This window comes from Finegoldia sp. BIOML-A2 (assembly GCF_009678315.1).
In the GTDB taxonomy this organism is placed as follows: Bacteria; Bacillota; Clostridia; order Tissierellales; family Peptoniphilaceae; genus Finegoldia; species Finegoldia magna.
The window spans coordinates 160835-185751 of the sequence record NZ_WKZE01000001.1 but is presented as its reverse complement, the minus strand read 5'-3'; the positions used below and the strand labels follow the sequence as shown (position 1 = coordinate 185751).

Below are 24917 nucleotides of genomic sequence, written 5' to 3'. Positions count from 1 at the left end.
TTTCAAGGCAGATTTTAGTTCTAATATGCGTTATTGTAAATTGTTTCGATGTCTGATGTTGACAAATCTGAGTAGCTTGTTTTATATGCAGCTGTGTTTTCAGCCATTTCTTTGATTTTGTCTTTTGGAATGTCAATTTCACGAAGTGTAGTTGGAGCTCCGATTTCTTTGAAGAAGTTTTGTAGTGCTTCGATTGATTCTAGCGCTAATTCTTCATCTGTTTTTCCTTCTGGATCTATATTCCACACGTTGATTGCAAAGCTTCTGAATTTTTCCAAATGATTTTTGTAGACAAATTTCAAATAATTTGGATGAACTACTGCAAGTCCCATTCCGTGCGTTACATCAAAATATGCGGATAATGTGTGTTCTAATTTGTGGCTTAACCAATCTGAGCTTTTACCAGTGGCAGTAAGTCCGTTGATTGCAAGTGTACTTACCCACATTAGATTGCTTCTAGCTTGGTAATCTTCAGGATTTTTGAGAGCTACTCTGATACTGTCGATTACAGTTTTCATCAAGCTTTCTGATATATTATCTGTTGTGTTTTCATAATCTGGTTCTGAAAAATATTCTTCCATTATGTGGCTGAACATATCGCATGTTCCACTGATTAATTGATATTTTGGAAGTGAATATGTGTATGTTGGGTCAATTATTGAAAATACTGGATACAATAATCTGTGTCCGTAGCCGTATTTTTTCTTTCTTTCTATATTGGAAATTACACAACTACCGTCCATTTCACTACCAGTTCCAGCCATTGTAATTACTGTTCCAAGTTTGATAGCGTCAGTTGGTTTGTTTTTTTCTTCGAAGAAATAATCCCAGAAATCTTCATCAGTTTTTGCACCCATTGCGATAGCTTTTGAGCAGTCCAATGTTGAGCCACCACCGACAGCCAGTATAAAATCAATGTCATTTTCTTTGCAGATTTTAATTCCTTCATAAACTTTGTCAGTTCTAGGGTTTGGAGTGATTCCTGAAAGTTCAAAAATTTCTTTGCCCTTTAAGTTCTCCATAACATCATCGTAGACTCCGTTTTTCTTGATGCTTCCTCCACCATAAGTTACTAAAATTTTATTGTAATCCTTTAATTCATCGGCTAGATTTGTAACTTGACCTTTACCAAAATGTACTTTTACAGGATTGTAAAATGTAAAATTGTTCATAATGCCCCCTTGTTTTATTTCAAATTTACTCATATAAATATATATCCGTTAATTGCGTATTTAAAACAAAAAGCAGCGTGAAATTTGCGCCGCTTAATTCATTTCTTGTATTTTTTTGTAAACTATATCTTTGATTTCGGTTGAATCAAAAATCGTAGTGTCAATTTTTTTGATATTTTGTAAATTATCGGGAATAGGCGATTTTATAAAAGAGTTTAACTTTTCCAAAGCCATATTTATATCCAAATCTTCATTGTACCCGAATGATTTCAAAAGCTTATCTGTAGATGAATATGGAGAAGTTGTAGCCATAATCATTGATGGAGTGTAGTCATAAGAATCAATGACATATTTGTCGTAGGCAAGAGAAGCCATTGCAGTTTGAGGGGATAATGGATACTGACATTCTAAGAATAATCTCAAAATTTTCTGACTGACCTCATCACTTGTCATGCTGTACGTTTCAATACAACTCAATTTTTGTAGTTCTTCAGGATACAAAGTGAATTTATTTTTTTCTCTAAAATCTGTGTAAATCTCTCTTATTCTATCTTGATTATTTATCAAATGATGTAGCAATCTTTCGATATTCGCCAAGACCAATCTTTCAAATGATGTGGATTCTTCACCGAAAACTTCGTCATAGACAAATTCTCCCGTATCCAAGAATTTTTTGAAAGACAATGGACTTTTTGTCGCACAAATTATTTTATTAATAGGAAGTCCCATTCTTTTTGCATAAAAACAAGCCATTATATTGCCGAAATTTTCCGTAGGAATACTTACGTTGATTCTTTTTCCAGCTTCTATCTCTCCGTATTTTACCATAGTCACATAACTGTAAAAATAATAAATAACTTGAGTGAGAACTCTGATTATATTCAAAGAATTGCACGTAGAAATAACCGATTCTTTTTGTGCAATCAAATTTTTGATATCAGAATCATTTATCAAACTATCCACCAATTTTTTACACTCATAAAAATCGCCATCTACGCCAATTGCACAGACATTATCGGAAAGCGTGGATAATAATTTTGATTTTTCGATATCTGAGATATTATTTGGATAAAACACGAAAACTTTTGTGTTCATCTTTTTAAAATTCTCAATCGTGGACACAGAAATATCAGTGGAAGCTGTGAACAGGTATAAGTTTTTCACATCTTCATTATTATTTAAATTAATATCTATAAATTTAGAGATAATACTCAATGACAAGTCCCTATAAGACAGACTTTTGTTGTTGAAAAGTTCAACGTAGCATCTATCATTCGTTTTTCTCAAAAAAACATTAGGCTCATCTCCATCGTAAGCGTTATTTACAATGCTTGATATTGAATCTTCGTCAATATCAGTTAAAAAATGCTTCAAAATATATATAGCAAGTTCGTTATATGTCATATCTCTAAGCACATCAATATCGTACAAATTATCTAAATTCAAAGGAACGTAAATATCATCATTTATACAATTGAAGATTACTTCTTGAGAATCGATAGTTATTGAATTATCCCTAGTGCTAATAAATTTCATATTTCCTCCTAATATTATTCTAATTATATCATTTTATGAGATTTAAGTTAATCTTTTTAAATTTCGATAAAATTTGAGTAAAAAATGCCGAAAATATAACGAGAAGCTTATAACCATTGTTTATTTTTTTTTGAAGAGTATAATAATAGTAAAGCGTTTTCTAATCAATAGAATTGATTGTAGCTTTGGGTAAGAATTATAAAATTGAAGGAGAGAGGGCATTATGATAAAAGTAATTCTTAAAAAGAACATCAAGTTTATAGCAGTATCTTTGATTATGAGTTTAATTATGGTTGTGGCGACGTTGTCCGTACCATTTTTAAGTAACAAGATCTTCAGAGATATTACCAACATTCAAAGAAGTGATTTGTACTTATTGTTTGGGATAATGGTGTTAAATTATTTTATTCAAATAGGGCTGATTTTGTTAAAAGAAAAAGTAGCGGTGAATGTGAATTCAGAAAACTTGGATAATTTTATGCATGATTTATTTCACGTGAAGTATGACACTATGATTAATTTGGGAAACAATTCACTGATTACGAAGATTTCTAAGTTGACTAATTCTATTTACAGTTTTTTGATTGATGATGTAAATACAATGGTTAGTTCTATTTTGATAATTATTGGAGCTTTGATTTTTGTTTCAATTCAAAATATTTATTATGGTTTGATTTTATTAGCGATAATACCATTTACATTTTTTGGATTTAAATTAATCAATAAAAAACTATCTGAAAAATGCGTATCACTATCTGCAATTACTTCCAAAAACTACCAAGACTTTAACAATATTTACAGCAATCCAGATTTTTTGAAACAATACTCCAAGTTTGATGGTTTTGATAATCTTATCAACAAGAAAATCGTGGAAATTTTTGAAGCACACAAAAGCGTTAATCAATTCGCAGGTGCAGCAAGTAGTAGTATTAGAATGTTTAACGAGCTTGTGCAAAACGCTTTGTTGATATGGATAAGTTATAATGTTACCATTGGAAATGCTAAGTTATACTCAATTGTGGTGTTTACTTTGGTAATCAATGTATTCTTCGACTCATTGTATTCATTAAATGGAGTAAACATCGATTTAACTAATTTGAAGGTGGATTCTGGATTTTATAAGGAAAATATTTTAGATAATTTAGAAAACAAAGACGGGATTGCTGTTGAAAATACTATTAGCAAAGTGAAGTTTGAAAATCCTATTGTGAAAATATTGGACACTGAGTTCAAATTTGAAATTAATGAAGAATTTTATCCTTCAGATATCGTATACATAGACGCAAAAAGTGGTGCTGGTAAGAGTACATTACTGCGTTCGCTGTTGAATATCAGAGATGTTGAGGGAATATCTATCAACGAAAAGGAAGTTAATTCATTATCTTTGGATGAATTAAGAGAAAAGGTCGCATACGTTCCACAAAATCCACTTATCATTCCTGCAAGTTTGAGGGAAAATATTTTGGTGGATACAGTAAAAGACAAATCTATCGATGAAAAAATATTGTCTATGGATGTTTTGAAGCCTGTGTTGAAGAATAAAAACTTGGATTCAGAAATTTTGGCAAATGGAGAAAACTTATCGGGAGGAGAAAAACAAAGAGTATCCATCGTTAGAAGTCTTATGAGAGATGCAGATGTTTATATTTTTGATGAAATAACTAGCAACTTGGATTCAGAATCACAGGAAGATTTCTTCTCGAATTTTATTAAAGATATCGACAATAAAATCGTGTTCATTATAAGTCATGATAAAAAAGTACAAAAATATTGCAACAAAACAATGCATGTAAAATAAAGTAACGAGCTGATTCAAATTCAGCTCGTTTTTAATATGTGATTCTGTCTAATTGAAACCAATTATCAAATCTAAGAAATTGTAGTATTATATACTGTAGTATTATATATAAATGGAGTTGGTGAATAATTGAAAAAAATTTGTAATATATTTTTGGGATTGATTTTGGCCCTGATTTTTATAATAAATTTAAAATGGGGAAATAATGACCATTTGGTAAGCTATGATGGAATTGAACTTGATTATGTAAAAGCTACTGTAGTAGATATTGTAGATGAAACGCTGGATTATCCTTATAATTCAAAACCTGTAGGAATACAAAACATCAAAGCGAAAATTAGAAAAACTGGAGAAATTGTGGATGTGGAGAACAAACTAGAAGCATCGCATAGTGTTTTAGTAAAAAAGAACGACAAGGTGATTCTGGCGAAAAGTAGAAATCCTCATCACAATTCTGAAACTTTTTACAGGATGTATAATTACGATAGAAGTTTTAGTACAATCTTATGGATGGGGATATTTATAATTTTCATAGCACTTGTTGCAGGAAGTAGAGGAATAAAAAGCACGATTGCTCTTGTGATTAGTATATACATAATTTTGTTTTTTGATATTTCGCTTATCATGAATGGATTTAATAATATTGTGATTACAATTTTAACTGTGATTTTGTGCACAATATATTCCACTTTGATTTTATATGGTTATTCTAAAATGAGTTTAATCAATATGATTTCTGTTTCGGTATCATTTGTATTTGTGAGTATTTTGGTTAAGCTAATGAGTATCGGACTTAATATTTCGGGGTATAATCTGGAAAATGTCGGGGAATTGATACTAGTGATAGGAAAGGTATGGAAATTAAATATCGAAAATTTACTGTTTTCCACTGTTGCTATTTCAGCTTTGGGAGCGTCAATGGATGTAAGTGTATCGATAGCTTCTGCGCTAAGAGAAATTCAATCACTAAATAAAGATGTATCGAGCAAAAAATTATTTAAAAGTGGGATGAGTATTGGCAAAGATATTATAGGAACAATGGTAAATACATTGGTATTTGCATTTATTGGATCATCACTTGTGAGCATTATGATTTTTATATTGCACGGAACAAATACTTTTAATAGAGTTGTAAGTTCTGATTTTTTTGCAGTGGAAATTACGAAAGCGTTAATTGGAATTAGCGTTGTGATTATAATGGTTCCGGTTACTTCTTTTTTTGCCTCAAAAATATACAGTGAGAATATTTTTAATGAGCATATCAAATGATATGCTTTTTTTAATGTTTTTTTAACAAATTTTTACATTTTATTAACTTTGAAAAACATAAATTTAATATTTTAATCGTACAATGTAATAGGTGATGAAATATTGAAGAAAATTGTTAATGTAATTTTAATCTTGCTATTGATTGGAATTTTCTTTTTTAATAGAAAGCTAGATGTAAATGAAAGCTTGATTAGTTACAAGGGTGTGGAATATCTGAGGGCGAAGGTTGTGGAAGTTGTGGATGAATCGCTAGATTATCCGGACAATTCTAAACCTGTCGGCGTTCAGAAGATTAAAGCTAAGATTTTAAAAACTGGAAAAGTTGTGGAGTTGGATAACGAACTTGTGAACACACACAGCATTAAAGTTCACAAAGGAAGTAATGTTATTCTAATTCAAAATCAAAATTCAGGTTCAACTGATGATTATTACTATTCCGTGTACAACTACGATAGAAGTATAAGAATTTTTGTGATTATAGCATTATTTGTAATATTTTTGGCTGTGATTGCTGGGATAAAAGGTCTCAAAAGTGCGATAGCTTTATTTGTAAGTATTTATATAATTTTATTTTTTGATGTGGCGCTTTTGATGAATGGATACAATAATATTTTGGTTACGATTATAACGGTAATTTTGTGTGCAGTTTATTCTCTAGTGGTGTTGTATGGATACAGTAAAATGACTTTGGTAAATATGATATCGATAGGAACTTCGTTTTTGATAGCTGCAATTATGGTCAAAATCATTGGAAAAGTTTTGTATGTTTCTGGACACAATATGGAAAATGTAGAAACTTTGATTTTAATAGGAAAAACGTGGGGACTTAGGATTGAGAACTTATTATTCTCTGCAGTTTCCATAGCATCTCTTGGTGCTTCAATGGATGTTAGTGTGTCGATTTCATCTTCTTTGAAAGAAATTAAATCATTAAATACAGATTTGGATAGCAGGAAGCTTTTTCAAAGCGGAATGAATATAGGTAAAGATATTATTGGAACAATGGTAAACACTTTGGTGTTTGCATTTATTGGATCATCTCTAGTGATGATTATGGTTTTGATATCGCATGGAGTAAGTTTTAATCAGCTTGTTAATTCTGATTTCTTTTCTGTGGAAATCACAAAAGGGCTGATAGGTACGGTCGTTGTGATTATAATGGTGCCAGTGACATCATTATTCTCATCAATTATATATAATCATAAGGGGGAAAATTAATGAACAAAACGGCAAAAGCGTTATTAGCATTGGGTATGGTATTTTCAATAGCAACAACAGCTACATACACAACTACATTCGCTGAAACTAATGGAAAAAATGATATTAGCACAACAGCAACACAAACTCAAGAAGAATCTCAAATAAGATTTCCAATCTTGACAATTGGTAAAGATCAAAGTGAAAGAAACTTCACTTGGTACAGCAAGAGCAAAGAACAAGGTTATTTGGAAATCGTAGAAGCAAATGATCAAAAAGATTTTTCAAATGCAACGAAAATCAAAGCTGTAACATCTGACAAGAACACAACATTTGATATCAATGAAAAATCAAATGAAAAAGTAAAAATCGAAAAAGATAAGAAAGATCAAGCTTTAAAAGATTTGTATGAACTTAAAGATATGTCAAACTCTCAAGTAAATATCAAAAACTTGAAACCAAATACTAAATATATGTACAGAGTTTACAATGGAAATGGTAAGAAATCTGAAATTTTCGAATTTACAACTCAACCAAAAGGAGGCTTTACATTTGTATTAGCAGGGGACCCTCAAATTGGTGCCGGTAAATTCTACGCAGACAGAGACAAATGGGAAAAAGCATTGGGAACTATAAAAAAACAAGTTCCACAAATGAGTTTCTTGTACAGTTTGGGAGACCAAGTCAACGAATATACATCTAAATCAGAATTAGAATACAGTGGATATATTGAAAGAGAAAACGCAAAAGGAATTACATTTGCAACGTTAATTGGTAACCACGATTCACAAGCAAATTCTTTTTCACAACACTTTGCACTTCCTAACCTTCAAGCTGAAGGAAAAACAGAAGCAGGTTCCAACTATTATTTCGTATACAATAATACGCTATTCATTCAATTAAATTCTAACAACATGAATACTGCTGAACACAAAGCTACAATTGAAAAAGCAATTGAAATGACAAAAAATCAAAACATCAAATGGAAAGTAGTTGGCTTCCACCACGCTATTTATTCTGCAGCGACTCATGCGAATGATGACGATATCATCAAAAGAAGAGCAGAATATCCAGCGTTGATGAAACAATACGGTATTGATTTAATAGTAGCAGGTCACGACCACGTTTACACAAGAAGTCGTATGATGGATGGTGGATTGGCAATTGAAAGCGAAAGAAACTTTACTGATAAATCAAAAGAAGAAGGAAAGGTTCCATCAAAATACGTAAATCCAAAAGGACAATTATATTTAACTGCAAACTCTGCATCAGGTTCAAAACACTATGATTTAGTAGAATTCAAAGACTACATGGCAGTTAGAGACCAACATTACAAGCCAAACTTCACAAAAGTTAAAGTGACTGACAAATCAATCGTAGCCACAACATATGAAACAGATTCTTTAAAAGTTGTGGATCAAGTTGAAATCGAAAAATCAACTGCAGACACTACAAATGAAAATGTTCAAAGAATTTCTGGGGTAGATAGGGAACAAACTGCTATTGAAGTTTCTAAAAAAATGTTCAAAGACGGAACAAATAAAGTAGTATTAGCTAACAAAAACAACTACTCAGACGTTTTAACTGCAGCACCTTTTGCAAAAGCAAACAATGCATCATTGTTATATATATCTTCAAACTCAATCAGTAAGGAAGTTATGAGTGAAATCGCAAGATTAAAAGCAAAAGAAATCACTATTATCGGTGGAGAAAAATCTGTAAATGAAGGATTGAAGAAAGAATTAGAAAAGAGAAACTTCAAAGTAGAAAGACTTTCAGGAGCTGACAGATACAAAACAAGTGCACAAATCGCAGCTAAACTTATCGACGGTAAGACAACAACATTAGAAATCGCGAGTGGTGAAAATTATGCCGATGCATTATCACTTAACAACGCAGCAGAAAAGGATAAAGCTCCAATACTTTTAGTAAGAGTTAACGCTATTGACAAATCAGTTGAAGATGTTATCAAATCATCAAAAGCATCATTAATTAACATAGCTGGTGGAGAAAAATCAGTATCTGAAAACACAAAAGCTAACATCAAAAAAATCTCTAATGCTACAGTTAACAGAATGGGCGGAGCTGACAGATACGAAACAAGTATTCTTCTTGCAAAATATTCTGGAGCAAAAGAAGTTGTCGTAGTAGCAAGTGGCGAAAACTTTGCGGACGCATTAATTGCAGCTCCATTCTCAGCAAAACAAAATGGCGCAATCCTTCTTACTAACAAAGAAAAATTAGGACAAAACGCAGAACAATTCATCAAAGATACTAAATTCAACAAATCTTATGTAATTGGTGGAGAAAAATCAGTATCTGAAGATGTAATTAATCAATTAACAAGTATCATAAAGTAATCCCATAAACTTCTAAATTTTAGGTATCCTCTCAATTTTTATTGAGGGGATATTTTTTGATATAAAATTAAGGAATCAGGGTATAAATAAACCAAATAAAGGGGGAGTATCTATGAAAAGATTACATAAATTTTTAAAAGTTTCGGTTGTTTTATTATTTGCGATAATATTTCTAGCATCTTGCGATAAAAGTAAAGACAACAAAGAAAATATCAAATTAACTGAAGAACAACAAAAATGGGTTGGAAATTACTTTGAAGAAGCTTTCAAAGGGATAAAGGCAGGAAAAGATAGAAAGCTAACAGATGACGAGGTAAATCAAATTAAAAAAGTTTTTGTGGAGAAAAGGCCTGGATCAGAATTTGATGAAATTAAAAACATAACTTCGAATTTCTTCAAGGCAGGAAGTTACAACGATCCAAAAGAAATAGATTTGGATAGCTTTATCAATTATTTTCCATCGAAAAATTATGAAGAAAATTCAGATGAGCACAAAGCTATAATAGAAAAATTGAAAAAACTAGATAGTTTTTCAGAATTCGAATTATCAGCTAAACTAATGCCGTTAGTTGAAATCGATAAAAATTTAATAGATGCTACGTTGAAAAAATACGCAGGGATTGTTTCAGACGATGTTAAAAGTAAAGAAAAATGCTTGTATTTGAAAGAAAACAACGCTTATTATACATTTGTAAGCGATGTTTATATAGGCACTTTTTATCCAACTGAAGGAGAAATCAAAGGCAATGATTTAGTATTAAAAAACAACTATGCGACTCTTACTCTTGAAAATAAGGATGGTAATTACTTTATCAAATCATATATTGAGAAATAATTTACACGAAATGACTCCAAAAATTGGAGTCATTTTGTGTATTTGTAAAATATTTCAAAATAATATATACTATCTAATGATATAATTAAAAAATATGGAGGGATTATGAAAAACAAATTTTTAAAGATGTTAAGTCTTTCTTTAATGTTAATTTTTGCGTTGACTGCTTGTCAATCAAAAGATAATTCAAAAGAAACAACATCAAAAGAATCTACAAAAACTGAAGAAAAAGTAGACGACGCTAAAAAGTTTGAAGGTAAAACTTTGAACGTTGTTGCTACAAGCGACAAATACGTAAAATTATTTGACAAGTTCACTGAAAAAACAGGAGCTAAGGTAGAATTCTTATCTATGTCAAGTGGTGAAGTTTTATCAAGAGCGAAGGCTGAAGGTAAAGCAATGGCTGATGTATGGTTTGGAGGCGGTATCGACGCTTTCATGAAAGCTAAATCAGATGATATGTTAGAAAAATATGAATCTGAAGCTTTGAAACAAATTCCAGACGATTACAAAGACAAAGATGGTTACTGGTTATCAAAAGGAATCACAGTTGTTGGTTTCTTAGCAAATAACGAAGTATTAAAATCTAAAAACTTAGAAGTTCCAAAAACTTGGGATGAATTAGCAGATCCAAAATACAAAGGCGAAGTAATCATGAGCGATCCTTCAATCTCTGGTACAAACTACGCAGCAGTTAAAGGATTATTGGACAAATATGGCGAAGAAAAAGGTTGGGATTATTTATCTAAATTAAATGATAACATCAGTTTCTACGGTAAAAGAGGAAAAGATCCTCAAGAAAAAACAGCAGCTGGAGAATTTGGAATTGGTATTATTCCAGTTGACAAATCAGCGTTTGATACAGCAAAAGATAACAACTTAACTGTTGTATATCCTGAAGATGGTATTCCATGGGTTCCAGAAGGAGTAGCTATTTTCAAAAATTCACCTAACACTGAAGTTGCAAAAGCATTCATCGATTTCATGTTGGAAGATGAATCTTTACAAATGTTAGCAGAAATAGACGGAAAAGATTCTAATCAAATGGTAAAAGACGGAATCAAAGGTCTTGATTTAGGTTTGAAAAAAGAAAACTTAATAAAACAAGATTTGTCTACTTTCGGTGAAAAGAGAGAGGCTATTTTGAATAAATTCTCAGAATTTGTAAAAAGTAAGTAATTTAATAGGGAGAAATTGAAAAATTTCTCCTATTTTACTAGCACCTTAGCGGGTGCTTGTTTTATATGGAGTAAATCATGAAGATATTAGATAAATTTATAAAATACATAATTTTCGCACTAATATTCGTGTTTATTGGATTGCCGTTTTTATACGTATTCAAAGAAGCTTTCACGACTGATGACGGGCAATCAATAGCGTTTATTGTGAATATATTTAAAGAAAACAAAAATCTGTTTGTAAATTCAATTACAGTTGGTTTTATTGTATCTGTTTTGACTACGGTTTTTTCGGCAATTATCGGTTTGTATTGTTTTTTGAGTGGCAAAATTCATCAAAAAATCATCAGCGCAATTTTGTTGGTTACGATGATATCGCCTCCTTTTGTAACGAGTTTGTCTTACATAAATTTATTTGGAAGAAGAGGGTTCATCACTTATAATTTATTAAAATTGAACACTAACCCTTATGGAATGACAGGAATTATTTTGATGGAAACTTTGGGGTTTTTGTCGTTAAGTTGTTTGATGGTAATATCGTATTTGAATAATTTGGATTCAGCCTCTATAAATTCTGCAATCGACTTAGGCGCCGATACAAATCACGTTGTAATTGATATTCTGATTCCGCAACTGAAAAACACATTGATTTCGGTGTTTTTTCTTACATTTATACGTTCAATCGCAGATTTTGGAACGCCAGCAATTATAGGGGGTAAGTTCAATGTTTTGGCGAGCGAAGGATACATGGCTGTTATTAGCAAAGGAGATATTAAAACGGCAGCTGTTATCAATATAATGATTTTAATTCCTTCTGTTATTATGTTCATTATTTATAACAAATCGATGAGAAAAAATAGCATGAATTCAACTTCATCGGGAGATTTTATTATAGACAAAAAATCTGCTGTGTTTTATTTCTTGTGCGTTATCAGTGTGTTCTTGTTGAGTTGGCTTGTGATTCAATATGCGTCAATTATTTTGTCAGCATTTACGAAAATGAAAAACAACGAACTTATATTTACTTTTGAAAACTTCAGAAATTCCAAATCGTACATTACAAACACTATAACAAGAAGTATTGTGTACTCTTTGATTAGTGCATTTTTTGGAAGTATGATTGGTTTGTTGATGGCTTATTACTCGATAATCAAAAAGAGCAAGGTAATTAAAGTCGCAGATTATATTTCAAATTTGCCTTATATTTTGCCGGGAACATTCTTCGGTCTAGGTTATTTGTTGGCATTTAATCACAAACCGTTGATGCTGGTTGGAACTAGTGCAATTGTAGTGTTGAATGTTTTGTTCAAGCAAATGCCTTTTTCTACAAAAGTTATGAATAGTCACGTTTTATCAATCAGCGAAGATGAAATCAATTCTGCACAGGATTTGGGTGCCAATTTCATTTATGTATTTAAAGATATCGTAATTCCACTAACTAAAAAAGGCTTTACTGTTACATTCATCAATGCGTTTACTGCGACAATGACGACAATTGGTTCGATTATTTTCTTGGTTTATCCAGGGCAAAAAGTTTTAACACTTGTTATGTTTGATGTTATAAACAGTGGTAATTACAATATTGGTTCTGTAATTGCTTTAATAATAATTTTGATATGTCTTGTTGTAAATGGTGGATATTATTTGGCGACAAAGATAGGAGATAAAAAATGATTTTAAGTGTAAAAAACCTTACGAAAATTTACGAAGATAAAACTGTTGTGGATAATGTTGAATTTGAATTAGAAAAAGGGAAAATGCTGTGTATTTTGGGACCTTCTGGTTGCGGTAAAAGTACGATTTTGAACATGATTGGTGGTTTTGTGAAGCCGAATTCAGGACAAATTATTTTGGATGGAGAAGATATCACGCACTTAACTGCTGAAAAAAGAGACATCACGACTGTGTTTCAATCATACGGACTTTTCTACCATATGAATGTTTTCAAAAATGTTGCCTATGGTTTAAAATTCAAAAATATAGACAAAACAACTATCGAAAACAAGGTTAACGAAATGATTGAGCTTGTGGGATTAAAAGGTCATGAGAAAAAAATGATTTACGAATTATCTGGGGGACAAAGGCAAAGAGTTGCACTTGCAAGATCTTTGGTTTTGAGTCCGAAACTTTTATTATTAGATGAACCTCTTAGCAATTTGGATCAAAAATTGAGGGTTAGCATGAGGTTATTAATCAAAAATATTCAAAAAAATCTAGGAACTACCATGATTTTCGTAACACACGACCAAAACGAAGCTTTTGAGTTAGCAGATGATATTATTTTAATGAACAAAGGTAAAATCGAACAACATTCCTATCCTTTAGATATCTACAAAAATCCGAAAAATAATTTCGTGTTGAATTTTATCGGTGATAAAAATATTTTTGAAGGATATTACGTTAGACCTGAAGATGTAAAAATTTCAGACCAAGGAGAAGATGGTATTATCAAGGATATTGTGTTCCAAGGCTCAAGCGTAAAAGTTGAGATACAATTAGATGACAAAACTATCGATTCTTATATGCTCAACAATGATTTTAAAAATGAAATTGGAGATAAAGTAAAAGTTATATATTCTAAAAGAAAATTACCGACAAATTAGAGTAAAAGACTTGAATTTTGGGTAAAATATAGTATAGAGATATTTTTAGGAGGTAACATGGGTAGAAAAAAAGTTTCTGAATATCCTTATACTATTCAAGAATTGAAAGAGATTACGATTCGCCAATTACAAGAAAGAGGCGTTGAGATAGAAGATATTTCAAAAATAGTGTTCACTTTACAAGAAAAATATTATCCAAATTTGACGATGCAATTGTGCACTGAAAATGTAGAGAGAGTTTTAGAAAAAAGAGAAGTGTTGCAATGCGTGTTAACAGGGATTGCAATCGACAAAGCTTGTGATAAGAAATTATTCGACGATCCTATTCAAAAAATTATCGAATCAGACGAAGGACTTTATGGAATTGATGAAGTGTTGGCTTTGTCAATAATCAATGTGTATGGCTCAATCGGATTTACTAATTTTGGGTATTTGGATAAGGAAAAGATCGGAATTATCAAAGAGTTAGATGTAGAAAAAACTGATTGCGTTAACACATTTTTGGATGATATAGTAGCTGCGATCGCAGCGGCTGCGGCAAGTAGGTTGTCTCATTCGAGATTTAAATAGGAGATTTTATGTATACGATAGATAACATAAACAAAAAAAGAAGATTAAAAAAAATAGACTTGGATTGTAGCCTTGAAATAGAAGAAGGTTACATCTATTTGTTTACAGGTCATGACAAGAACATTGATGAATTGTTTGATATTTTGGGATCTTTTACAACAAAATACAATGGAGAATTTTTGTATGGTTTTGAAGAAAAAGAAAACGTCCTAAAGGATCCAAAGCTAACTAATGAAGTTGAGTTTTCAACATTTTTACAAGATTACAATTCATCTATGAAGGTTAAGAAGTATCTTAAATTAAAAAAGAAGTTGAATCCTTATTTCGACGAAGAATTTGTGGACTCTGTGCTAAAAGGATTTGCAATTGATGAATTCGCAAGACTTGAAGATTTGAAGGAAGATTACTGCAACATCGTACTTATGACTGCGGCACTTGCTACGAATAAAAAGATGGTATTGCTGAAAAATTTTGAAATAGTAGACAAAAAACTTTCTTTGGAATTCATAGATATAATGAAAAAACGTCAAGAATTAATCAGGAACACGATATTGATTTCAGCTCCAATTGTGGAGGAAGTATTCTTTGATTACTTGGTGTTGATGCAAGATGGTAGAATTAAATTCAAGGATTCTAAGCACAACATACTTACCAAAGCAAACGTAGTTCGTGGACCTAAGGAAATCATCACTGCTATGAATTATAAGAGGGTTTTGACGAGAACCTCTGATGGATTAGAAGATGAAATCAAAATGTTCGATGATATAAACGAAGATGAAAGAATTTTACTCGAAAATAACGGCTGTGTAATCAAACAATTGCCATTAGACGAATTAATTACAATGATTGAGGAGGGAAATTATGAAAAGACTATTAAAACAGAAGTTGTCGAATAGTTTTGCGTACGCATTCTACACTCTTCTTGTATCTGTTGTGATATTAGCAATCATTGGAGGACTTTCCTACTTTAATATATGGAAATTCGATTTTGGGAAACTTCCACTATTCACATACGTTGTGCCGATGTTTTTATTCAATACTTTCTACTTTTTATTAGTAGCGAGTAAGGATTATTTCCAAGATTTTGGAATGAACATAGAATCATCTTACCACAGAAAACAAATAAAAAAAGCTACGATTTTTGAAAGAATTTTCAACGTCGTGTTGGTATTTGCAATTATAATTGGTGTAATTTATTTGACAAGAGTTTTGTCGGGATTCTTACACGCTAGACAAATCGAAATTTATTACGACAAGATTGGAGTGTTTACAAAAGGCTCATTGTTGTCTTATATGCCAATAGTTTTTGTAATCACATCGGTGTGTAGCCTTGCATTTAATTCGTTGATATTCTTAGCGTACAAATTCGGTGCTGTGAAAATATTCATATTATTTACTGCAATTATTATCGCTTTAAATGTATTCTTCTCAGAATATTTAATATCAGCATTCAAATTATTTAGTGGACTTAATATGTATATTTATTTGGGGGCTGGAGTAATAGCGATTGTATTATCGATATTATTTACCAACTTCATCAAAGGCTTAAATGTAAAATAAAGGAGATAGCTCGGAGCAATCCGAGCTTTTTTTATATGAGAGATATTTACAAATCAAAATTAGGAAATATTCTTATTGAAAGTGACGGAGAAAATATAATAAAATGTGAATTTGTAGATTATTTTGTAGAACAGGAGACTGATGAAATAATTGAAAAATTTAAGAAGTATTTGAACGATTATTTTTCTGGGAAAAATACTGGACAGTTCGACAATATACTAATCGAAAAATCAGATTATGCAACTAAAATATTGAAATTAGTGTGTGAAATTCCGTATGGAACGACTACGACATACACCGACATAAAAGAAAAATACGAAAAAATTTACAACATCAAAACATCAGCAAGAGCAGTTGGTAGAGCTGTTGGCTCAAACGATTTGATGATTTTAGTACCTTGTCACAGAGTGATTGGAAAAAACAATGCTCTTACTGGATATAAATTTGGAATAGAAAAGAAAAAGTATTTATTAGATTTGGAACAAAATCACAAACCTTTTGTAAATATTTGAGCAATGTTTACGAAATTGCAACAAATGTTTTTAAGCGATTTTTAAGATATATGTCGTGATATAATTAAGAAAAGCAGGAGGAAATTATGAGGTTAGATATTTTTAAATCGAAACTAAAAAACTTACAGAAAACAATCAAACTATATCCGATAGTATTGTTTTCCATATTTGTCGCTACAATATTTGCAATTATGGGGATATGGTATATTGAAATAGGTGCATTGAATAGCACTTTAACAACAGATTTGCTTATTTCTTCGCTCTACTTTGCGATGAGCTACATGATTGTAAAGCTGATAATCACTGACAAAAACATAGAAATCACCAAGGGAAAAAAAGCTTTGGTATATACTATTGTTTCAGTGATTATGGGATTAGTGTGCTATTTCCTAATAATAAAGGTAGATAAGTCCTTCGTACTTAGAAATCAAATCACTCAGATTGGATTATTTGTTACGCTTTTTGTTGGAATGTTTGTAGCAGGACACTTTAATGTGAGAGTTGACTATGCTGATTACGCAGTTAAAATAGTTTTATCAATAATAGAATCGTTGATTTATTGCGTGACGATTTTTATAGGAATTGTTGCCATTTTGTTCACGACAAAGGAACTGTTCAAACTACAATTTAATCTTAGCAATGTCATAGTATCATGTGCAGCGGTAATTTTTCTATTGCTAAATGCATCTATAATTTTATCAAAATTCCCGTTGAAATATAGTGACGAAAATCTAAAAATCAAATGGCTTTTGCCTTTTAAGTTTTTATTTACGAGAATTATTGCTCCGATATTTTTGATATACGGTTTTATTTTACTTCTATATATAATAAAGGTAGTAGTTTTAAAGACGATACCTAACAATATCATCACAAATCTTATTTTGTGGTATGGATTGCTTTCAGTAGTGGTCTTGTTCATATTAAAAACTGTAGAAGACAAATTCATAAATGTTTACAATAAAATTCAACCTATAATATTATTGATACTTTCTGTTATGATGTTTTACTCAATAGGAATCAGAATATCGTATTATGGAGTTACGGAAGAAAGATATCTTGTGGTAGTTGGCGGAATATTCATTGTTATATCAATGATTTACTATTTATTCTTCAACAAGAAGACATACATCACGATACCGACAACGTTTTTGATATTGGCACTGATTTCTTCGGTGGGACCTCTTTCTGCATATAATATCAGTAGAATAGACCAAAAAGCCAAATTAGAAAAAATGCTAGTTGAAGAAAATCTGCTTGTCGATGGCAAAATAAAATCTCAAAGCAATGTAAATCCAGCTAAAATAAAGGAAATAAAAGACAAACTTGACTATTTTGTAGTCAAACATAGTACAAAAGAACTTCCTTATTTGGGTGATAAATTTACAACTTCACAAGAGGATATGAATCGTGTATTTGGATTCAGAGGAGACGAATTTGAGTCGCTATACGGACAAATCAGATCCTTTGTCAATGATAGGTTAGAAATTGACACGACAAACTACGACCGTTTATTGGAAAATATTCAATTTCAATACGATTCCAACACACAAAATATCGAAAATTTAGGAAACCAAAACGTTACGTTTTCCAAAAAATCAAATATTGTTGTTATAAAATACAAAAATGAAACAATTGGCAAATTCAACATAGAAATATTTAATAACAGATTAGAAGAATTGTGGAATCTACAAGGTCCTGATATTAACACAGAAGATCCTGACAATTTGATAAAAGATGAAGGTGTAATTAACAATCGTAAATACAAGACGATACTTGAAAGAGCTGAATGTGTTTATGATAATGGACAAAAAATGACATATTACATCAAATGTTTATACACAAAATAAGTGAATAATATTCTTTACAAAAAATTATCAAGTGTTATAATAAATCTGTATTTTAACAAATTAATTATTGTCGATTGAGGAGAAAAATTATGTATAATTTTAACTGTGATTATCTAGAAGGAGTTCATCCAAATATCATAAAAGCACTTGAAGAAACCAATATGGTTCAACAACAAGGCTATTGCAACGATGAATACACTCATCAAGCAAAAGAACTTATCAGAAAAAAGATTTCTGATCAAGACGTTTATTTCCTACATGGTTCTACAGCTTGTAATAAACTTGTTATCAAAACATCGCTAAGACCTTTTGAAAGTGTTATCGCATGTGATAATGCTCATATTAATACATTAGAAACAGGGGCTATTGAAGATATTGGTCACAAAATAGAAATAGTAGAAGATGAAGATGGATTATTAATTCCAGAAGTAATAGATAAATTTGTATCAGAAAGAATGAATGATCCTGCATATTTTCACAAACCAATTCCAAAAATGGTTTACATAACCAATTCATCGGAATCTGGAACAATCTACACTAAAGAAAGACTAATGGAAATAAAAAAAGTCTGCGACAAACATGGATTGTATTTATTTATGGATGGAGCAAGACTTGCATATGCATTAGCTGCAAAAAATAACGACCTAACATTAAAAGAAATTTGTGAGATTGTCGATGCGACATATGTCGGAGGAACAAAGTGTGGGGCTATGTTTGGAGAAGCATTGATATTAAACAACGATGATTTCAAGCTTCATTTTAAAAACTACATTAAAGGCTCTGGAATGTTGATTGCCAAATCCAGATTTTTGGGAATTCAATTTAGAGAATTATTTACTGATGATTTAATTTTTAAATTAGCTGAAAAAGCTGATGAACAAGCAGATAGGATTAGAAAAAGATTAAAAGAACAAAACTATGTTCTAGCTACTCAATCTACTACCAACACAATATTCGTAAATATGGATTATGAAAGATACCACAGATTAAAACATAAATATAATTTTTGCGAAAATTACAAAACAGATGATTACATAAACGTAAGAATTTGTACATCATGGTCTACGGAAGAGCACATGGTAGATGAATTGATAAATGACTTATAAAATTGCGATCTTAAATGGTCGCTTTTTTAATAGAGATTTTTTAAAAATAAAAAAATATTACAAAAAAGTTACAATGATTTACAAAAAACTACTAAATACTTTTGCGGTATAAATTCCTAAAATATCTCATCTTTTATTTGTTTAAATCCGTTTATTAAATTTTTCACACAAAAATAACAAAAATATCGCCAAAAAATGTAAAAATATTTCACTCAAAACGGACATGATAACAAATATCAAATGATAAATTTATGAAAACAATATTTCAACAAAATAGTGATTATTACGAAAAGTATACAATCCTGCAAAGATAAATTAAAACGAAAAAATTTATAAAAAAACGGAACAAGATAATTATATAACAATTTAATATTAAAATATTTTGAAAAAACGTTGTTTATGTTATCATTTTCATGAATTCATGTTATAATGAAATTACGAAAAACGTGAAGACTAGTACTTATTTATTTTTAAATATGTATTCACGATTAATTCGGATTTTCTCATATGATTAAAATATTTAAGGAGGAATTGTAAATGAGAAACAAGAAAAGGTTTGTTGCCTTGATGTTAGCCGGCATTATGGTTGCTGGTACAGCATGTGGAAATGGAGGATCAAAAGACGGAGGAGCTAAGGGAGAAAACACAGTATACAATACTTTCGTAGCGTCTGATCCTGAATCTATCGATGCTCAAAAAGGTAGTGACAGTTATGGTAATACAGTTGTTAATAACGTATATGAACCACTTATTAGATTGGTTCAAAATGATGACTTAACATTAAAACCAGAAGCAGCAGCAGCTAAAGAATGGAAAGTATCTGAAGATGCTATGACTTATACATTCACATTACGAGATGGATTGAAATGGGATGATGGTCAACCATTAACTGCAAAAGACTTTGAATATGGTATTAAAAGAACTGTAGATCCTAAGACAGGTTCTGGTTCTTCATTCTTATTAGCTGATATCGCTAACTTCCAAGAAGTTAACTCAGGAAAAGCTCCATTGGATAAATTGGGAGTTAAAGCTATTGATGATAAAACATTAGAAATCAAATTGGGTGCTCCAGCACAATATTTCATTAACATCGTACCTTTCAGAGTATGTTTCCCACAAAGAAAAGACATAGTAGAAAAGAACAAAGAACAATTCGGTTCTGAAGCTAATACAATCGTAGGTTGCGGACCTTTCAAATTAACTGAATGGAGCCACAACTCTAAATTAGTTCTTGAAAAGAACAAAGACTACTGGAACAAAGACAAAGTTAAACTAGAAAAAGTAAACCTTAGAGTGTTAACAGATGAAAACACTAGAATGAATGCTTTCCAATCTGGAGAAATTATGAGTGTAGGTACTAATAAACCAGAATGGACTTCTAAGTTCGATAAGAGAGAAGGAACTAAGACTCAAAAAGTTGACCTTCCAGCAGTAGATTACTTCGCAGTTAACCACCAAGATAAATTATTCAAGAACAAAAAAGTTAGACAAGCATTCAACATCGCTTTAGACAGAGAAGGTTTCAACGATACAGTTCTTAAAGGAAAATCAGCTCCAGCTTACTTCTGGGTACCAAAAGCTATCTCAATTAACGAATTGAAATACAGAGAAATGGCAGGAAACCCTGTTAAAGAAATGGCTGATAAATTAGGCGATCCAAAAGCATTATTATCAGAAGGTCTTAAAGAATTAGGAATGGATCCAGATCCTTCAAAATTAGAAGTTAGCTTGATCATGACTAACTCTCCAGAATTAAAAAAATCCGGTGAATATTTCCAACAAAACTTCCAAAACAAACTTGGTGTAAAAGTTAAATTGGAAATGATGGAATGGGCTATTCTTTCTGGTAAAATCAACAAAGGTAATTACCAAATGGGATACTTAGCATGGACTGCTGACTACAACCACCCATCAGCAATGATGTCTCTATTCACTTCAAGTGCTAACGCAGTTAGAACTGGATGGAAGAGCGAAGAATATGATAAATTAATCAGAGACGCTGCCAAAGAAAAAGACGAAAACAAACAAGTAGAATTGTATAAGAAAGCTGAACAAATCCTAGCTGATGAAACAGTTATTATTCCAATTATATCTGGTTCTACAAATATTTATTACCAAGATTATGTAAAGAATATTAACTTAAACCAATTTTCAACAGCAGGATACAAAGACACTTATCTAGAAAAAAAATAAAATAACTAGTAGCAAATGGCAGGCTGTTACAAATTATTTGTAACAGCCTACTAATTGTATATAGGAGGACTCATGTTAAAATATCTTATAAAGAGAATCTTGTACATGGTGCTTACATTATTTGTAATCACAACAGCAACATTCTTCTTGATGCATAACATTCAAGGGGATCCATTGTCTGCTATGGGTAAAACTCTTCCAGAGCAAACAATAAAAAATTACAAAGCAAGATACGGTTTGGATAAACCAGTATCAACACAATATGCAATATTTTTAAAAAATGCATTGCACGGAGACTTAGGTGCTTCATACAAATATCCAGGTAGAGAAGTTAAGACTACAATAGCTCAAACTGCTCCAGTATCTGGAAGAATTGGTGGACAAGCCATGGTAATAGGTATTACTATTGGTATTATCTTTGGTATTCTCGCGGCCTTAAACAGGGGTAAAGTGCCAGATTATATTATCAGTGTATTGGCTATTTTGGGTATTACGATACCTGTATTTATTTTGGGGGCTCTTTTACAATACGCTTTCGCAGTAAAACTAAATTGGTTTCCAACTTCAGGCTACGGAGACGAAATCAAGTATACAATTTTGCCTTCAATAGCATTATGCTTTGGTTCAATAGCTACTTATGCTAGATACATGAGAAGTAATGTATTGGAAGTTTTAAACGAAGACTACATACTAACTGCAAAAGCAAAAGGTGTATCAGGCTTCAATGTAATTAGAAAACACGTATTCAGAAATGCTATACTTCCTATCATCACAATCATAGCTCCACAAATCGTTGGTATATTTACAGGATCATTCATTATTGAAAATATGTATTCTATACCAGGTTTAGGAAGTTACTTTGTAAACTCTATAACTGCCAGAGATTATCCTATGATTATAGGTACAACAATTTTCTATGCATTCTTGTTCTTAATCTCTCAATTAGTTGTAGATATCTTATACGGAATAGCAGATCCAAGAATTAAAATTGTAGATTAGGGGATTAGTATGGAAAAAATAGATCAAAGCAAATTTCAAAGACTTTCAGATGAAGATAGAACATCTGAATTTATAGCAAGACCTGTAGTAACATACTGGTCTGACGCTTGGAGAAGATTTAAAGAAAACAAGGCAGCTTTAGTTGCATTTATTATATTAGTATTTTTAATTGTAATGGTTATCATCGGACCGATGTTAACGGGATATTCTCATGAAGATTTAGTAGGAGAAATTAACTTATCACCAAGCTCAAAATTCTGGTTCGGTACTGACGAACTTGGAAGAGATATATTCACAAGAATTTGGAGAGGTGGTAGAATTTCCATCATAATAGGTCTTGCAGGTGCTATTATTGGTACTGTAATAGGTTCTATTTATGGTGCAGCTTCTGCGTTCTTTGGCGGAAGAGTTGATACAATTATGATGAGAATTGTAGAAATATTGATTTCTATACCTTACCTTTTATTAGTAATCATTTTAAGATTAGCTTTAAACTCAAATGGTGTAGGAACACTTATTTTAGCCATGACTATCACAGGATGGTGTGGTCTTGCAAGACTTGTAAGAGGTCAAATTCTTTCATTAAAAGAACAAGACTATATCATGGCAGCTCGTGTATTGGGAGTAAGCAACAAAGATATCATTATCAAACACCTTATTCCAAATACTTTGAACGTAATACTTGTATCAATTTCATTTGATATTCCAGGATATATATTTGGTGAAGCTTTCTTAAGTTACTTAGGACTTGGTGTACAACCTCCAGAAACTTCTTGGGGACTTATGTGTTCACAAGCTCAACAAGTATTCCAATTTTATCCTTATCAATTGTTTTTCCCAGCTCTAATGATCGGGTTAACAATGCTTTCATTTACTTTGTTAGGTGATGGTTTGAGAGATGCGCTTGACCCTAACCTTAGACAGTAGGAGGAAAAAACATGAGCAAGAATAAATACAAAGATGTAGATGAACTAAAAAAAGAACAAAACCTTTCAGAAGAAACTTTAGTTGAAGAAACTGTAATTAATGAAAATAATGAAGTAGAAACTACAACTAAATATGTTTCCTCTGAAGTTGTAGAAGATAGAGTTAACGAAGAAAAAAATATGAACGAAAAACAAAATTTATCAGAAGAACTTACAAGAACTGCTAGAGTAGAAAAAGATTACACTAACAGACCAAAAGTAATTGAAGTAGATAACTTAAACGTATCTTTCAATACTTATGCTGGTGAAGTAAAGGCTGTAAGAGGTGTAAGCTTTGACATCTACGATGGAGAAGCTTTGGCTTTAGTAGGTGAATCTGGATGTGGTAAAACAGTAGTAAGTAAATCTATACTTCAAATTTTACCTCAATCAGCGGTTATCAAAGAACCATCTTCAATTAAATATATGAATGAAGAAGTTCTTAACATGGATAAGAAGAGATTAAGAGAATATAAAGGTTCTGATGTATCAATGATTTTCCAAGACCCTATGACTTCTCTTAACCCAACTATGAAAATAGGTAAACAAATTACAGAATCTCTTTTATTGCACACTGATTTATCAAAGGATGAAGCTAAAAAAGAAGCTGTTAAATTGTTAAAGACTGTAAATATTCCTAACGCTGAAGAACGTGTTAAACAATATCCACACGAATTATCAGGTGGTATGAGACAAAGAGTTATGATTGCCATAGCATTGGCATGTAACCCTAATGTTATCTTGGCTGACGAACCAACTACAGCTCTTGATGTAACTATTCAAGCACAAATCTTGGATTTGATGAGAGAATTAAGAGATACTAAAAACACTTCTATAGTTCTTGTAACTCACGATTTAGGCGTAGTAGCTGACTTTGCAGACAGAATTCAAGTAATGTATGCCGGTGAAATCATGGAAACTGGTACAGTACAAGAAATATTTAAAGATGCACATCACCCATACACATGGGCATTGTTGATGAGCGTTCCAAGACTTGACTCATCAAAAGATAATGAATTGTATTCATTAGGTGGAACTCCACCAGATTTATTGATGGAAATTCCGGGATGTCCATTTGCAGCAAGATGTGATTATGCAATGCAAATTTGTAGAGAAAAGAAACCACCTGAAACTAGATATTCAGACCATCATGTTTGCAGATGTTGGTTAACACATGAACAAGCACCAAAAGTTGAAAGACCTTATTAGGAGTGAAT

At 31.4% G+C, this 24917-nt stretch carries 20 protein-coding genes; 18 read left to right on the top strand and 2 right to left on the bottom strand.

The features are described from left to right. Positions 1 to 20: 20 nt before the first annotated feature. Complete coding sequence (locus GKF99_RS00845) at positions 21 to 1172, bottom strand: iron-containing alcohol dehydrogenase (RefSeq protein WP_154272368.1); 1152 nt, start codon at positions 1170 to 1172, stop codon at positions 21 to 23. A 93-nt stretch (positions 1173 to 1265) separates the two neighbouring features. Further along, positions 1266 to 2708 (bottom strand): threonine synthase, encoded by a 1443-nt coding sequence (locus GKF99_RS00840; protein WP_154272366.1) that lies wholly within the window; start codon positions 2706 to 2708, stop codon positions 1266 to 1268. 223 nt (positions 2709 to 2931) lie between these two features. Between GKF99_RS00840 and GKF99_RS00835 the strand changes: the two genes are divergently transcribed. From GKF99_RS00835 to GKF99_RS00750, 18 genes are all read left to right on the top strand, one after another. Beyond that, positions 2932 to 4506: an ABC transporter ATP-binding protein gene (locus GKF99_RS00835; protein ID WP_094206103.1), complete on the top strand. Its 1575-nt coding sequence runs from the start codon at positions 2932 to 2934 to the stop codon at positions 4504 to 4506. A gap of 129 nt (positions 4507 to 4635) precedes the next feature. Beyond that, entirely contained in the window at positions 4636 to 5775 is a 1140-nt protein-coding gene (locus GKF99_RS00830) for a YibE/F family protein (protein WP_154272363.1), read from the top strand. A gap of 102 nt (positions 5776 to 5877) precedes the next feature. Next, positions 5878 to 6993 carry a YibE/F family protein gene (locus GKF99_RS00825; RefSeq protein WP_154272361.1) on the top strand — a complete coding sequence of 372 codons (1116 nt, stop codon included), beginning with the start codon at positions 5878 to 5880 and terminating at the stop codon, positions 6991 to 6993. Beyond that, entirely contained in the window at positions 6993 to 9332 is a 2340-nt protein-coding gene (locus GKF99_RS00820; protein ID WP_154272359.1) for a cell wall-binding repeat-containing protein, read from the top strand. The genes GKF99_RS00825 and GKF99_RS00820 overlap by 1 nt, the downstream gene beginning before the upstream one ends. Positions 9333 to 9444: 112 nt before the next feature. Further along, positions 9445 to 10167: a hypothetical protein gene (locus GKF99_RS00815; RefSeq protein ID WP_154272357.1), complete on the top strand. Its 723-nt coding sequence runs from the start codon at positions 9445 to 9447 to the stop codon at positions 10165 to 10167. Positions 10168 to 10272: 105 nt separating this feature from the next. After that, positions 10273 to 11346 carry an ABC transporter substrate-binding protein gene (locus tag GKF99_RS00810; RefSeq protein ID WP_154272355.1) on the top strand — a complete coding sequence of 358 codons (1074 nt, stop codon included), beginning with the start codon at positions 10273 to 10275 and terminating at the stop codon, positions 11344 to 11346. A 77-nt stretch (positions 11347 to 11423) separates the two neighbouring features. Beyond that, a complete protein-coding gene (locus GKF99_RS00805) occupies positions 11424 to 13019 on the top strand; it encodes an iron ABC transporter permease (RefSeq protein WP_154272353.1) in 1596 nt (531 codons plus the stop codon). Continuing rightward, positions 13016 to 13948: an ABC transporter ATP-binding protein gene (locus GKF99_RS00800; protein ID WP_154272351.1), complete on the top strand. Its 933-nt coding sequence runs from the start codon at positions 13016 to 13018 to the stop codon at positions 13946 to 13948. The genes GKF99_RS00805 and GKF99_RS00800 overlap by 4 nt, the downstream gene beginning before the upstream one ends. Before the next feature lie 57 nt (positions 13949 to 14005). Next, the gene (locus tag GKF99_RS00795) at positions 14006 to 14518 is read left to right on the top strand and encodes a phosphatidylglycerophosphatase A (protein ID WP_012290931.1); all 513 of its coding nucleotides are present in this window, start codon (positions 14006 to 14008) and stop codon (positions 14516 to 14518) included. Between the two features lie 8 nt (positions 14519 to 14526). Continuing rightward, the gene (locus tag GKF99_RS00790; RefSeq protein ID WP_154272349.1) at positions 14527 to 15414 is read left to right on the top strand and encodes an ABC transporter; all 888 of its coding nucleotides are present in this window, start codon (positions 14527 to 14529) and stop codon (positions 15412 to 15414) included. Beyond that, a complete protein-coding gene (locus GKF99_RS00785; protein ID WP_241673540.1) occupies positions 15380 to 16078 on the top strand; it encodes a hypothetical protein in 699 nt (232 codons plus the stop codon). Before GKF99_RS00790 ends, GKF99_RS00785 begins: the two co-directional genes overlap by 35 nt. 35 nt (positions 16079 to 16113) lie before the next feature. Continuing rightward, a complete protein-coding gene (locus GKF99_RS00780; RefSeq protein ID WP_154272347.1) occupies positions 16114 to 16590 on the top strand; it encodes a methylated-DNA--[protein]-cysteine S-methyltransferase in 477 nt (158 codons plus the stop codon). Positions 16591 to 16676: 86 nt separating this feature from the next. Next, a complete protein-coding gene (locus GKF99_RS00775) occupies positions 16677 to 18437 on the top strand; it encodes a DUF4153 domain-containing protein (protein ID WP_154272344.1) in 1761 nt (586 codons plus the stop codon). A gap of 89 nt (positions 18438 to 18526) precedes the next feature. Further along, positions 18527 to 19543, top strand: coding sequence for a beta-eliminating lyase-related protein (locus GKF99_RS00770; RefSeq protein ID WP_154271529.1), 1017 nt, complete (start codon positions 18527 to 18529; stop codon positions 19541 to 19543). A 537-nt stretch (positions 19544 to 20080) separates the two neighbouring features. Then, positions 20081 to 21736, top strand: coding sequence for a peptide ABC transporter substrate-binding protein (locus GKF99_RS00765; protein WP_154271530.1), 1656 nt, complete (start codon positions 20081 to 20083; stop codon positions 21734 to 21736). A 72-nt stretch (positions 21737 to 21808) separates the two neighbouring features. Further along, on the top strand, positions 21809 to 22735 hold the full coding sequence (locus GKF99_RS00760) for an ABC transporter permease (RefSeq protein WP_154271531.1): 927 nt from the start codon (positions 21809 to 21811) through the stop codon (positions 22733 to 22735). A 9-nt stretch (positions 22736 to 22744) separates the two neighbouring features. Next, on the top strand, positions 22745 to 23662 hold the full coding sequence (locus tag GKF99_RS00755; protein ID WP_154271532.1) for an ABC transporter permease: 918 nt from the start codon (positions 22745 to 22747) through the stop codon (positions 23660 to 23662). Between the two features lie 11 nt (positions 23663 to 23673). Next, positions 23674 to 24909 carry an ABC transporter ATP-binding protein gene (locus GKF99_RS00750; RefSeq protein WP_002835178.1) on the top strand — a complete coding sequence of 412 codons (1236 nt, stop codon included), beginning with the start codon at positions 23674 to 23676 and terminating at the stop codon, positions 24907 to 24909. Positions 24910 to 24917 lie beyond the last annotated feature (8 nt).